Consider the following 14,018-nt stretch of genomic DNA (forward strand, 5'->3'; position numbering starts at 1 on the left):
CAAAAAATCTAATTTTCCATTCTTTTTGAAACAATGCAGAGGGCCGTAAGTCTACCATGTCGATTTAAGACGCAATGAATTTGCGTAGTTCAGGACTTCTAAATCTTTTTTTACAGCAATTATTTATTTTTATCATCTGTATATCAGTACTATAGAGTTTTTCATGGGTTTTTCTTATTTCTTTTTATTGTTACGCAAATTCCCTGCGTAGTAAACCAACGATATTTGTAATGTCAACAATGACAAACGTTCTTTGATGGAAATTATAGCGAAAAGCTTTAAGATATATACTTTATTATGAAGTATAAAAGAGCCTTTCTTCTTCAGATGGCATCCTGGTCACCTGTTTCAGTATAGCAGGTTAGTATTGTTCTCTATGAGCTTCAATATACTGATAAAACGAGAAGTTGAAAGGAAAGTGCTCGTGTTAGAGGTTCGAATCCTCTCCTGTAAAAAAGGTAGCTCAAGGGTAGAGCAAAGCAGTTAGTTGTGGGTCGTAGGTTCGATTCCTACTCCTGAGCAATCAGGATAGTTCAGTCTGGTTAGAATAACAACACAATCGTGTGGGTTCGAATCCCACTTCCATTTTCGGATGGAATAGCATAAGGGTATTGCATCGAACTGTCCATTCGGACATTCAAAGTTAAGACTTTCTTCAAAAAGGTCGTTTGGTAGAAGCTTGCTATCTTTTATCCTGCTTATACGCTGTTTTCATGCGATTGAGCAATTGATTGATGGCCTGAGATTCCTAAGTGAGGTATCTGCATTTATAATAAAATGTCATGACAATAAGATGGGGTATTTGTTCATCGACTTTTGATTTTAAAAAGGGTATCTGGACTTTCGAATCCCGCTTGAGGTCAAGGGATAAAAAATAGCAGGTTTTATAATAGAAATGAGGAAAATTTAAAAGAATATACAATGAAAAGAGTACAACTAACTACAGACGAAATCGGATTGGTTGTTAAGAACAATGCGGTGATCCGTGTTTTGAAATCCGGTAACTACTGGTTGGGATTTGGTGAAAAACTGGAGAAGTACACGACTACTCATCCATTTCCTTCCGGTCGCAATGTCGATGTACTGTTGCAGTTGACAGGTTTTCGCGAATTGGTCGATATCGTTGAAGTGGGTGATACGGAGATCTGTCTTGTTTTTTTGAATGGTAATTTTGAAAAGACGTTAGCGTCTGGCAGACATCTTTTTTGGAAGGAATTGCGCGAACGCAGATTTCAATTAGAAGACATTACGGAGATTGAGATCCCTACATCTGTTAATCGTCAATTGCTGGAGAAGCAGAGCTTAGGCTATTATGTACGTCAATATAAAATTGAACCAAATGAGAAAGCATTGCTTTTTGTGGACGGTGTGTTTGTAGATATTTTGAAGTCGGGAACGTATTGTTGGTGGAAGAATGCAAAAACCATAGCGATTTCAAAAGCTGATATGAGAGTCTTGACGTTGGAGGTGGCGGGACAGGAGATCTTGTCCAAAGATAAGGCACAGATCAGAATCAATTTCACGCTGCAATATCAGATTGTGGATATTGTCAAAGCGCTATTGGATAATAAAGAATATGAAAAGCAATTGTATTCGTTGATGCAGTTGACCTTACGGTCCTATATTGGCCAGATGACTTTGGACGAGTTGATGGAGCGAAAGACCGAAATACAAGGCTATGTCTTAGAAAATACATTGCCACAAGTCGCGGGCTTGGGTATAACACTGTTGACCTGTGGCATTAAAGATGTTATTTTACCAGGAGATGTGCGGGACATCATGAACCAGGTGTTGATTGCAGAGAAGAGGGCGCAGGCGAATAGCATCATGCGTCGTGAAGAGACTGCTTCAACACGGAGTTTGTTGAATACCGCGAAGCTGATGGAAGAAAACAGTATGTTGTTTAAATTGAAGGAAATGGAATATGTGGAAAAGATTGCTGAAAAGATCAATACGATTTCGGTTTCCGGAAATGGACAGATTGTTGACCAACTCAAGCAATTGTTTGTGAAATAAAAGATTAATAAGTTGAAAGAGGTGCAGGTAGCAACGTAAAGAGATGTTGTTACCTGCTTTGGAGAAGTTGTATGGCTGCTCCATCAAAAAAGAACGTAAAAAAATGGAAAATAAAAGAATAAATGGCAATGATTTAATTGCATTAGGATATAAAGAGAATCATTCCTTGGGCGTGGCATTAAAGATCAATAGTAAAAGACACGGTTTTACGCGGTTAGAAATGCTCGAAAAATTCAAGTCTGTCCTGGAAGATCCGACCGGGTATTCAGAAGATGCTGTTTTCGGAATTTTGGCTCATGCCATACTTGGACAAGAGGCTGTTGATAAGTCGTTAATTGCATTGAACGAGACTCCGGCGGAATATACGATTTATGGCGCGTCTGAAATCGAAACAGGGGCAAAAGTACAGATGAATATCGCTATGAAATTGCCTGTTTCAGTTGCCGGAGCGCTGATGCCGGATGCGCATCAAGGATATGGGTTGCCAATTGGTGGAGTACTGGCGACTAATAATGCGGTGATTCCTTATGGGGTCGGTGTCGATATTGGCTGTCGTATGGCTTTGTCGATCTTTGATTTGCCAGCCTCATTTTTGGAAGAGAATTTAATGACCTTGAAAGACATTATTCTGCGTAATAGTAAGTTTGGTGCTGGCAATGGATATTTGAGACATGAACGTGTAGATCATGCTATATTGGATAACGAATTGTTCACTGAGAACAGCTTCCTTTCCGCATTGAAGGATAAAGCCTGGACGCAATTGGGATCTTCAGGTGGGGGGAACCATTTTGTGGAGTTCGGTATAGTCGAATTTGAAGAAAGAGATGAGGTTTTGAACATTGATAGCGGAGCCTATTTAGGCTTACTGACCCATTCAGGTTCAAGAGGAATGGGCGCCACCATTGCTGCACATTATACAAAATTAGCCAAATCCTTGTGTAAGTTGCCTTACCAAGCTGAAAATCTAGCCTATTTAAACTTAGATACTCATGAAGGGCAAGAATATTGGCTAGCGATGAATCTCGCCGGCGATTATGCATCAGCTTGCCATGAAGTGATCCATGAAAAGATTACGTTGGCTTTAGGGGCCGAATTGTTGGCGAAGGTCGAAAATCACCACAATTTTGCATGGAAGGAAACGTGGAATGGTCAAGAGGTTATTGTCCATCGAAAAGGTGCTACGCCAGCTGCAAAAGGGGTTATGGGGATTATTCCAGGCTCCATGGCTACACCAGGATTTTTGGTTCGTGGAAAAGGGGAGTCGAATGCGATACAATCGGCATCTCATGGGGCAGGTCGACTAATGAGCCGTACGCAAGCGATTAAAACGCTATCTTCCCATGATCTCCATTCGATGCTTAAAGATAAAGGTATTATGTTGCTTGGGGCAGGGATGGATGAAGCGCCGATGGCCTATAAAGACATCCATACCGTAATGGCTTCACAAAAAGATCTTGTTGATGTCGTGGCAAAATTTTCGCCCAAGATTGTCCGCATGGCAGATGATGGGAGCAGAGAAGACTAATGGCAAGAAAAAGCGGCTCAGATTGATGTTTGAGCCGCTTTCGTATTTAATTTCTTTTGATTACCTGGCCGTCGCCACTTCCTTATAGGTGTATACGTTATAAGGATATAGTTTTTTAGCTAGCGTTTTCGCAATAAAACTGCTGATGAGTAGGGGGGCTAGTAATAAATATCCGGAAGGAACAAGGCTTGCAATAATAAAGATCGCCGTGAAAGGTGCATGTATAGCCGCAGAAAGCATTGCTGCAGCACCAAAAAGGGCAAAATTAATAACCACCAATTGTGTGCCTAGATAATGGTTGCAAAGCTGTGCAAACAAAACGCCTAACAATGCACCTGTAACAATACTGGGGGCAAAAACGCCGCCGTCACCACCAGCACCTAGCGTCAGAGAAGCCACAAAAGGTTTTAAGAGAACAAGCAGGATCAACGGAAGAAAGTAAAGTAAATTGACAGAATCATGCAGACTGCTTTTTAGAATCTCTCCAAGACCATGATAGCTGTCGCCATAGAGTACCGGTAAGAAAAAGATAAATGTTCCAACGGTGATTGCACCCAAGTTGACACGGATAAAATTACTTTTTATGCCTGCAAAATAGGACTTCGCATAAATTACCGTTTTAGTAAAATATAATGCTAAAATCCCGCCAATCAATCCCAAAATAGCGACAAAAGGGATCGCTTGCCATCGCCATGCTTTTACCTCAAATGTAAACAAAGGACTTGCGTCAAGATAATAGACAAATACGGAAGCCAGGGCCATTGAAGTTAGTCCGCTAATGAGCAAGGTCTTGTTATATCTGCGTGCAATTACCTCAAAAGCAAAAAGAAAACCACCCAATGCGCTTCCAAACAACAGTGTGACTCCAGCAATTACGCCAGCGCAGATCAACTCGGTTTTGTAGGCCCAAGCCGGATGCAATCTCCTATACGCTTGGTTGCCTACTGTAGCTGTGGCAACAACTGTGGAGACTTCAACACCGGTTGAACCACCAAAAATTACAGTTAGAAAACCATTGATATAATGGGAAGGAATCTTAAAAAAAGGCAAATGGTCTTTTCTTGTTTCCAATGTTGTATAGATTTCTTTGATCCCTTTGTTTTTTCTGTTTTGAAAAGCGTATTTCCGTAAAAAATAAATAGCTGTAATACCGATGCTGGGTAGAATAATAAACAGTTTAGGATTCCAGGAAAATACTCTTTCAAACAATTCTTCCTGTACATAACCTGTGCTGTGCTTGAGACTGTATGCCAATAAGCAACAAATGATACTAACGAGAGCTGAACTTCCAATTAATTTTAAATAGCTATATCGAACAACTTTTTTTCTGTATGTCGTATTGCCTTGCATAATGTTTTTCTTTAAATCGGCACAAAGGTAAGTGTTATTTAGTTTAAAATAAATGATTAATATCTTAAGACATACTTTTTGTTACGATAGAGGGCTTACTGGATACCGATGAAAATATCCACTTTTGCGTCTTGTGGATTTTGAGCTTTTTCGCCATATATTTCGAAGTCTGCAGCATATGTTCTTGGTAAATCCGAACTCCATATCTTTTGCCAAGTTTCATAAACGATGCCATCTTCTAAACTTCCTTCCGCGGTAAAGTGTTGGTAATGATTTTCAGCGATATGAATACCATCCAAGTCTTCGGGTACTTCTTCAAGATTGCTTACTTTACAGCCCAAGAAAGTCGTATAAGGTAGGGTATGATCCTTTTCATATTCGGTATAGATACAGTAAAGTTCGTTGGATATCTTGTTGGGAATACGGCTTAATACATCTTCTTTAAAAAAGCGGGCCCTAAGTTCCGGAATGTCCTTAGCTGCCTGTCCATTTTGGTTGCTCGTACGGATGGCGAGGCCAATTATACTGAATGAAGGGATTGTTTGATTTTTCATGACTTTTAGTTTTCCCCAAAGTTAGCTCTGTAAATGACAGCTGTATGTCACGAACAAACAGCTAATGTTGTTTTTTCCAGATTTTATCTACTTGGGACAGGTATTCTGCCAAAGCAGCTGAACCATACCAAGGGTAAAATGAAGCTTCTAAGAGACCATTCTTTATCGCTGGATCGTTTTCTAAAATATGCTTCGCGGCATCAATAGAAGCCATGTTATTTAAGATAAAAAGGCCCCGGAAGTTATTGTCATTTTTTCCAAACGGGCCAGCAACAATCAGTTGCCCATTTTTTACGAGAAGATTGATGTTTTCCATGTGACCTTTGAAACATGCATTAATAAATTGTTTGTCTGTTGTTTTATTCTCGCCAGTTTTCAGGAGGACAAAGATGTAGGATTTCATCCCATAATCATCGGCTCCTAATTTTTTTGCGAGTTCTTGATCGTAATTTGGGTTCGCTACGGTCGGTGTGGGGACGATTTTCGTCGCATAAAAAGATCTGATTTTTCCTGATTTTCCTTCCACTGCAATATAAAGTCGGTTTGTAGTAACGGGTGTATATCGAATGTAATTAGGGAAATCATGGGCCTCATTGACAAAAGAATAGGTACCATCCTGATAATTTAGCTCAAAATTGACTTCTTTCCCATTGTTTTGTCCGATGACCAGTGCTGTATATATGATTTTATCCTATATTTTGGTCAATTTTAGGTATTCACTAACTATCTTTTGGCCATTTTTCAACGTATAGGAAAGGCCTTTTAATTCATGTTCGTTTATACGATCCCATTGTTCGTATTCCTCTTTATTGTCAACCTTCCACGTCCCTTCTAAGAAAGATGGAAAAGAGACTTGTGAAAAAAGTGTTTGAGCAGTTCCTAAGCAAAAGAGTAGGGTAGCGATTAAAATTTTTTTCATATAGGTTTTATATTTTGATGGTTAAGTGCTTTTATTTAAAGAAAAAGTATGGCACGAAAGCCCCGTGCCGCATAATAGGAGATCGCGCCATTATGATAGGTGAAAACTTGGTTGTAACGTCTGTCACCAAATAAGGCGCCACCAAGCTTACGAATATCCGCTGGAGTTTGTATCCAGCTGGAAGTTTTTAAATCAAATTCACCTAACATTTGGAGTTGGCGATATTGATGTTCAGAAAGCAGTTCGGTTCCCATTTTTTTAGCTTCTTCGACAGCGCTTCCAATAGGCTTGTTTTCCTTCCTTTCATCTAAGGCTTTTTGGTCAAAACAGAGGCTTCTCCTTCCTTTGGGACTTTCTTCTGTACAATCCACAAAAGCATACTGCTTTTTGTTTGGATCAATAATAACAAGGTCGGGCTCGCCACCGCTCTTTTCCATTTGGAACAAGCTCCATAATTTTGGGGGGCTTTCAAGCAATTTATGCACTACTTGGTCCCAGCTGATCTGTGGGTGTCGTTTGGGGAATTTCTGAAACCTTTCTTTTAGCGTTTCAAGTAGCATTGACTGTTCCTCTTGTGTAAGCGAATTTTTCATAATGGTTGTCCTTGTGGTATTAAAATTACGTATTTAATTCAAATGTAATGTAGCTTGATATTGCAAATGGATTAAATTCCTTATTTCAGAATTGAATTAAATTTATATTTTTACGTTCAATCTTTATATAACTATGGCTTCAGGAATATTTGCAATTCTAGATGATATTGCAGCGTTGATGGATGATGTGGCAGTAGCGAGTAAAATCGCAACAAAAAAAACTGCTGGAATCTTAGGTGACGATTTAGCGGTTAATGCCGAGAAAGCGACTGGCTTTTTAGCTTCACGCGAGCTCCCGGTTTTATGGGCAATTACAAAGGGCTCACTGCTCAATAAGTTGATAATTGTACCAATAGCATTATTACTGAATGTCTTTTTTCCAATTGCCATCAAATATATTTTAATCTTGGGAGGTTTCTATCTTGCTTTTGAAGGTGTTGAGAAGATTATTGAATACCTGTTCCATCGCAAACGTCCTACGGAGGAAACAAAAGTGGAGACTGTCGTTGCTGAAAACTCAGTTGCCGCTGAAAAAGCGAAGGTAAAATCGGCTATTACGACAGACTTTATTCTTTCTGTGGAAATCGTCATTATTGCTTTGGGAACGGTTCTGGGAAAAAGCTTGTCCTTACAAATTATTACGGTTTCGGTTGTTGCTTTTCTGGCCACAGTTGGAGTCTATGGTATTGTAGCGCTTATCGTTCGTATGGACGATGCCGGTTATAAATTGATTAAAACCTCCCGCGAAAAAGGTCCTATTGCGAGCCTAGGTCGGTTTTTAGTCCGTGCGCTTCCCTTTGTTATCAAATTATTGGCTGTTGTAGGTACATTTGCTTTAATTCTGGTTTCAGGCGGAATATTTGCGCATTATATTGATTTCTTACACCATGCGCTACCAGCTCTGCCAGGCATGATAAAAGAGCTGTTATTTGGCCTAGGAGGAGGTCTTATCGTGGTGGTTTTATTTACGATCGGCAAAGGGCTGTTTAAAAAGAAAAAATAAACTCCTATTGATCTTTGATGATCGGCAACCATATAAAAAAAGGCAGCAGGTATATCTGCTGCCTTCTTTGTTTTCTGGTTCTTAAATTGTGTCTGTTGCCTCTGCCGCGGCATCGATTTCTACACGTTTACCTTTGGTATTAATCAAAATTACATCGTCCGAATCCGCTAATGAGACAGAAGCTACACCATCACTGAAAGTGGTGGCCCCGCTGTATATAAATGGTATGGCCACTTTTCCTTGGCTATCTAAATAACCATATTTTCCATCTTTACTAGCAAGGAAAAGATTAGGTTCTTCTGTAACTGAAATCAAATCGTAGTCGGGAGCAACAATTTTATTGGTCTTTATTTCAGTAAGATTATACCTGTCGTTTTCAATACTGATGAAATGCGTTGAATTATTTTCAGAAATATAGCTATACGTCGCCGGGACAATTATTTTGCCCGCCTGATTCAATATACCATATTTATTTTTCTGCTGAAATACGGCATAACCACCGTTAATGAACGATATCATATCATAATTTGCGGAAATTAAAATTTTTCCAGATTTATCCATGACCCCATATTTTTCGTTTAGTCCAAAAACCAGTTGTCCGAGGTGATCATCGTAACCTAAATAATCGTATTGGAAGGGGATGATTGGTTTACCAGCCAGATTAATGGCGCCATATTTTTCATTTTTATATTGAACTATACTAAGATCGCCAACAAATGGTGCGATATAGAGGTATTGTGCTGGAACAATTGTTTTTTCTTCGCTGTCTTGTACCCCTAGGAGATTAGTTGCAGCATCTTCAAATAAATACAGATTTTCAGCAATCTGGTTGCTTTCTTCCGAATCTTCCTCGGCGTCATAAATGGATGCTACTTGCTCATAATCCTCAGGTACGATAAAATCTTTATCGTCTAATTGGCTATCGGCGATGTTCTGGGCAATCATATCCATTCCGAGGGGTGTTGTTAGCTGTAGCACAGCCCCGGGGATTTTTTTGAATAGATCAAATCCCTCCCAATAGGTGGCTGGCAATTTATCGCTATACCAGATCGATAAGGTGCTGTTTTCGTCGTTATCTTCTGAAATAGGAATTTCGACCTGAGCTAGTTTGCAGGGATAACCGGCAATCATTTTCGTCTGGTTTGGGACGAATTTGATCGTATGTGGGCTGAGCGCATTTTCTTTAACGACGTATTTTGCCAGTCCTGGGTACAATACAATTGATTGTTCTTCATTTTTTTTAATGAGAAAGATTGACTCTTCGCCATCTCCGGAAGCCGATATAACTTTTATTTTATCATTGTTAACATACGCTTCGTAAACAGAAACTGGATCTGCTTGTGCTTCTTCGCTGGGATCGACAGCATACGTAACGGCATAGTTGATCTTGAATGCTTTATTGATCTGTGCAAACGACATTGTGCTGGCCGCTAAGATAGCTGCGAATGATAGGGATATTTTTTTCATTTTTTTAAACTTTGAATGACAAATATCCTGATTCAAAGTGGGGAGTTTTATCCCTGAAATCCGTTATTTAACGATAAATCAACATGTTTCAATGGAATACATTGATTTTGGGAGTTAGTTGAACGGCCTTTTCCATATTTAATCAATAACCAGTTGATATTTAAGTAGTAGACCAGGCAGTTGTTCCGGGCCAAATTTACTTTTTTTCATACGATTGGCCTCAGGATCTAGCTGGATATTGATCGAAGACCGAAAATCGCAGCCCTCGAGATTGCATTGTACAAAGCGGGCATTTAGCAAATTCGTTTTTTTAAACAGCACCTGTTGAAGGTTGGCCCGTTCAAAATCCACATGTTGCAAAGAGCATTGTTCAAACTGGAACTTCTTTATATTTCTTTCAAAAAAAGAGGAGTAATCCAGAACCGAGTTACTGAAATTGGCATGAAAGGAAAATGAACTACATTCATTAAAGTGTATACCTAGCATTTTGCAGTCATTAAAGACAACATGATCTAGTTGTGTCCCCTTCAGACTGACGTTGGATCGATTACACGATTTAAATTCACAATTTGTGAAAATGAGGTCTAACAGTTCCGCGCTCTGAAAATCACATTGCTCAAAGGTGCATTTGTAGAATTCCTGAACTTGTTTCAGTTCAGGAGTCCATGTTTGTTTCGTGATTGTTTGTTCGATAAGTTCTTTCATTCTGTATGCTGTTGGCATTGATCTTAGCGAAAATAAACAATTCTCCCGAATGATTTTACTTTAAAATGAAGTGAATGCGCTACATCCGCTTATATGCAAAATACCTGATTTCAGGGATAAAAAGGGTAATTTTTTCCAACTATATTTGGCATAGCCATAAAACATAATTCTGGGGGCAAGACTGAAGTATTGTAGAACTCTGGTAGGTTTTAATATAGTTGTTAAAGGGCACCCTATAGAGTGCCCTTTACTTTTTTAGCTATTTCGATTCTTCAATTTGCCGAATATTAGTTGTTTTTTAAATATTGCCGTAGCACATATTGCAGAATACCGTCATTCTTAAAATACTCGATTTCAATGGCAGAATCGAGTCTTGCTTTCACTTGAAATGTGGTTGTTTTTCCATTGTCATGCACCGCCTTTACCGAGAGGAGTTTATGGGGTGTTAAATCGTTCGCAAGTCCCGTGATGCTATAGACTTCTGTTCCATCTAGTCCTAATTTCTCTGCATTTTCGTCATTGATAAACACAAGTGGTGCTACCCCCATACCGACAAGATTACTTCGGTGAATACGCTCAAAACTTTCAGCAATAACCGCCCGTACGCCGAGCAGGAATGTTCCCTTTGCAGCCCAATCTCTTGAGGAGCCCGAACCATACTCTTTTCCTGCCAGCACAATGAGTGCAGTGTTGTTTTTTCGATATTCCATTGCGGTTTCATAAACCGTCTTCACCTCATTGCTTGGGAAATAACGGCTAAATCCACCTTCACGATCAGTAATTTTGTTTTTAATACGCACATTGGCAAATGTTCCACGCATCATAACTTCGTGGTTCCCACGTCTAGATCCATACGAATTAAAATCTTCTTTACTTACCTGATGTGCGCTGAGGTATTGCCCAGCCGCAGTTTCTTCTGTGAATGACCCTGCAGGTGAGATATGATCCGTTGTAACCGAATCACCAAGATAAAGTAACACCCTTGCATTTTGGATGTCTTGTATCGGATTTGGTACAGCCTGTAAATTTTCAAAAAAAGGTGATTCTTTAATGTAGGTAGACGTGTTGTCCCACTGGTAATTTTGATCCAGATTCACTTCAAGTTCTTGCCAGTCTGTCGATCCGTCGAAGATGACATCATAAACTTCTTGAAAATCCGATTGTTTGACGCAGGCATTGACGGTTTCGATAATATCCTCGCGGCTTGGCCAAATATCTTTCAGATATACGGGCTGACCGTTAGGGTCGTAATCCAATGGTTCCTCCAAGAGATTAATATCCACTCTTCCGACCAGCGCATAGGCCACAACAAGCATTGGCGACATTAAGAAGTTCATTTTGACCTGTGGATGCACACGGGCCTCAAAATTTCGGTTACCAGATAATACCGAGGCAACAATCAATTCACCTTTTTCCACCGCTTCTGCTATTTGTGGTGGAAGAGGACCGGAGTTTCCAATACAGGAGGTACAACCGTAACCTACGGTGTGAAAACGCAGGGCATCAAGATCAGCACTAAGTCCTGATCTTTCAAGGTATTGCGTAACGACTTTTGAGCCAGGGGCTAAAGAGGTCTTTACCCAGGATTTGGTGCGAAGCCCGCGCTCGATGGCGTTACGGGCCAATAATCCTGCACCGATCATGACAGTAGGGTTCGAGGTATTGGTACAGCTTGTTATAGCTGCGATCGCAATACTGCCATCACTTACAATATACTCCTTATGATTGTGTTTGATGCGAACGGCATGAATAGACTCTTGAATAACTTCATGCGGTGAATCATGTTCGACAGGTACCTTACCAAAGGTAAACTCTGTTCCTGAACCGCCGTCAGCAAGCCAGGCAGATTCCGATCGCTGCAAAACAGGGACATATTGTCGATGGTGTTCGCTGTCCAAAAGTTGTGAAAATGTAGTTTTTAAATCCTTCACAAGAATTTTATCCTGAGGCCTTTTGGGCCCAGATACAGTTGGTTCAAGGCTTGATAAATCGAATTCAACTACCGACGAATATTGAATTTCTTCCTTGCCAGTGCGCCAGAGTAAATTGCTTTTACAATAATCTTCAACAATTTTAATCTGCTCTGCACTACGATTGGTGCTATGCATGTATTCAAGGGTTCGGTCATCAATCGGAAAATAGGTAACTGTACAGCCAAATTCTGGGGACATATTGGAAATTGTCGCACGGTCTGTCACCGAAAGGCTGTCCAATCCATCGCCAAATACTTCAACAAATTTGCCCACAACACCTTTATCGCGAAGTATTTTTGTTATCGAAAGGACCATGTCTGTGGCGGTGCATGTCGCTGGTATCTTTCCCATAAGTTTAAGGCCGATAACCTCGGGGCAGGTGAAAAAGATGGGTTGTCCAAGCATGGCTGCCTCGGCCTCAATACCACCAACTCCCCAACCTAATACACCAATACCATTGACCATTGGTGTATGCGAATCTGTCCCTACTAATGTGTCAGGAAAAAGCCAATTGTCATGTTCAATGACTCCTTTGGCAAGATATTCCAAGTTGACCTGATGGCAGATACCCATACCTGGGGGAACAACGGTAAAATTTTTTAATCCTTTCTGTGCCCATTTAAGGAGTTCATAACGCTCACGGTTGCGTTCATATTCCAACTCGACATTCTTGTCATACGAGTACTGTGTACCAAAGTAGTCGACCTGAACGGAATGATCAATGACCAGATCCACCGGGATAGCAGGATTTATTTTTTGTCCATCCTTGCCATGACGGATAAATTCGGCACGTAGTGATGCCATATCGACTACAGCAGGTACTCCGGTGAAATCCTGCATTAAAATTCTGGCCGGTTTGAAGGGGATATCTTTGTCAACAGGTTGTGGAGTCCAATGAATCAGGGTATTGACATGCTCGTCTGTGATACTGAATCCATCATGGTTTCGCAATACATTTTCCAGTAGTATCCGGATGCTGAACGGTAGGTGCATAACATTACCTTGAGGGAGATCTTTAATAGAACTATACTGGTAAACTTTGCCGTTAATTTCAATTTCTTGTATTGATTTCTCTTTGCTCATATTCATTTACTTATTTTCATACTATATAATATACATATCCCTAAATTTGTTTGTAATATCTTTTACACTTACCTTTTCGCTTTCGTATTCTAACACCGAATTTTAAACCTCCATTGCCGCTGAAAAATCCGTTAAAAAAACGCGTGAAAAAATTCGATTAATTTTCTGCTATAAAAGCAATCAAATTAGGATACAAACGTTATGGTAATGTTTAAGCTTAGTTAAAGTGTTATATGACAAAAAAAGTAAATTATAGTCTCCTTTTATTGGTTAGTTTGTTGTTTTGCAATCCATTTTTGGTTAAAGCAAGCAAGCATTGTGTGGTCGAGGAGGAGAATAAGAGCAGAACCGAAGGATACAATCTTAGTTTTAGGGACAGTAAAAACAATATATTGAGCCTAAACCAGCTCAAAGGAAAAGTTGTGGTTATTAATTTATGGGCGACATGGTGTCCACCATGTCTTGCTGAGATGCCTTCCTTGGATCAACTCTATAAGGACTTTAAGGGCAACGATGCTATTGTTATTTTGGCTGTCGATATCGATGGAAATCTTAGCGCTTCGCGGAAGTTTATGGCGAAAAGAAAATATAGTCTACCGGTCTATCAATTAAATTCGGCTTTACCCAAAGAATTGAGTACCACAAGCATACCAACAACGATTATTTTGGATAAGGCTGGTAAGCTGGTCATTAAACACGTAGGTGGAATGAACTTTGGGTCGCAGAAATTCAGAAAATCCCTATTGGATTTAAGCAAGGAATAGCTTTTGGTCTTGGAGACTATAACAATATAATGGAAGATAATTTATGTTTCATTTAGCATTTATGGC

Annotated in this window: 12 protein-coding genes and 1 tRNA gene; 5 read left to right on the plus strand and 8 right to left on the minus strand. The window is 39.9% G+C overall.

Annotated features, from left to right (window positions below; translation table 11 throughout):
* The first annotated feature begins 457 nt into the window (after positions 1–457).
* From AACH28_RS01795 to AACH28_RS01805, 3 genes are all read left to right on the plus strand, one after another.
* Positions 458–519, plus strand: a tRNA-OTHER gene (locus AACH28_RS01795).
* Between the two features lie 402 nt (positions 520–921).
* The gene (locus AACH28_RS01800) at positions 922–2,016 is read left to right on the plus strand and encodes a slipin family protein (protein ID WP_145326765.1); all 1,095 of its coding nucleotides are present in this window, start codon (positions 922–924) and stop codon (positions 2,014–2,016) included.
* 103 nt (positions 2,017–2,119) lie between these two features.
* Positions 2,120–3,541, plus strand: coding sequence for an RtcB family protein (locus AACH28_RS01805; protein ID WP_341832079.1), 1,422 nt, complete (start codon positions 2,120–2,122; stop codon positions 3,539–3,541).
* A 60-nt stretch (positions 3,542–3,601) separates the two neighbouring features.
* Here AACH28_RS01805 and AACH28_RS01810 read toward each other — a convergent pair whose 3' ends face one another.
* From AACH28_RS01810 to AACH28_RS01830, 5 genes are all read right to left on the minus strand, one after another.
* On the minus strand, positions 3,602–4,891 hold the full coding sequence (locus AACH28_RS01810) for a chloride channel protein (RefSeq protein ID WP_341832080.1): 1,290 nt from the start codon (positions 4,889–4,891) through the stop codon (positions 3,602–3,604).
* 95 nt (positions 4,892–4,986) lie between these two features.
* Entirely contained in the window at positions 4,987–5,445 is a 459-nt protein-coding gene (locus AACH28_RS01815) for a GyrI-like domain-containing protein (RefSeq protein ID WP_341832081.1), read from the minus strand.
* Positions 5,446–5,506: 61 nt separating this feature from the next.
* The gene (locus AACH28_RS01820) at positions 5,507–5,971 is read right to left on the minus strand and encodes a YciI family protein (RefSeq protein WP_341832082.1); all 465 of its coding nucleotides are present in this window, start codon (positions 5,969–5,971) and stop codon (positions 5,507–5,509) included.
* A 165-nt stretch (positions 5,972–6,136) separates the two neighbouring features.
* Positions 6,137–6,364, minus strand: a complete 228-nt coding sequence (locus AACH28_RS01825; protein ID WP_341832083.1) for a hypothetical protein — start codon at positions 6,362–6,364, stop codon at positions 6,137–6,139.
* A gap of 35 nt (positions 6,365–6,399) precedes the next feature.
* Entirely contained in the window at positions 6,400–6,957 is a 558-nt protein-coding gene (locus AACH28_RS01830) for a DUF4256 domain-containing protein (protein WP_341832084.1), read from the minus strand.
* Between the two features lie 133 nt (positions 6,958–7,090).
* Between AACH28_RS01830 and AACH28_RS01835 the strand changes: the two genes are divergently transcribed.
* Complete coding sequence (locus tag AACH28_RS01835) at positions 7,091–7,960, plus strand: DUF808 domain-containing protein (protein ID WP_333627590.1); 870 nt, start codon at positions 7,091–7,093, stop codon at positions 7,958–7,960.
* 81 nt (positions 7,961–8,041) lie between these two features.
* On the opposite strand, the gene AACH28_RS01840 is transcribed toward AACH28_RS01835, so the two are convergent.
* The 3 genes from AACH28_RS01840 to acnA all read right to left on the minus strand — a co-directional run bounded on the left by AACH28_RS01840 (position 8,042) and on the right by acnA (position 13,188).
* The gene (locus AACH28_RS01840) at positions 8,042–9,427 is read right to left on the minus strand and encodes a WG repeat-containing protein (RefSeq protein ID WP_341832085.1); all 1,386 of its coding nucleotides are present in this window, start codon (positions 9,425–9,427) and stop codon (positions 8,042–8,044) included.
* Positions 9,428–9,565: 138 nt separating this feature from the next.
* On the minus strand, positions 9,566–10,132 hold the full coding sequence (locus AACH28_RS01845; protein ID WP_341832086.1) for a pentapeptide repeat-containing protein: 567 nt from the start codon (positions 10,130–10,132) through the stop codon (positions 9,566–9,568).
* A 287-nt stretch (positions 10,133–10,419) separates the two neighbouring features.
* Positions 10,420–13,188, minus strand: coding sequence for an aconitate hydratase AcnA (gene acnA, locus AACH28_RS01850; protein ID WP_341832087.1), 2,769 nt, complete (start codon positions 13,186–13,188; stop codon positions 10,420–10,422).
* Between the two features lie 233 nt (positions 13,189–13,421).
* On the opposite strand from acnA, the gene AACH28_RS01855 reads away from it, so the two are divergent.
* Positions 13,422–13,952 (plus strand): TlpA disulfide reductase family protein, encoded by a 531-nt coding sequence (locus AACH28_RS01855; protein WP_070564020.1) that lies wholly within the window; start codon positions 13,422–13,424, stop codon positions 13,950–13,952.
* The last annotated feature ends 66 nt before the right edge of the window (positions 13,953–14,018 follow it).

Origin of the sequence: Sphingobacterium thalpophilum, assembly GCF_038396785.1 — a bacterium.
In the GTDB taxonomy this organism is placed as follows: domain Bacteria; phylum Bacteroidota; class Bacteroidia; order Sphingobacteriales; family Sphingobacteriaceae; genus Sphingobacterium; species Sphingobacterium thalpophilum_A.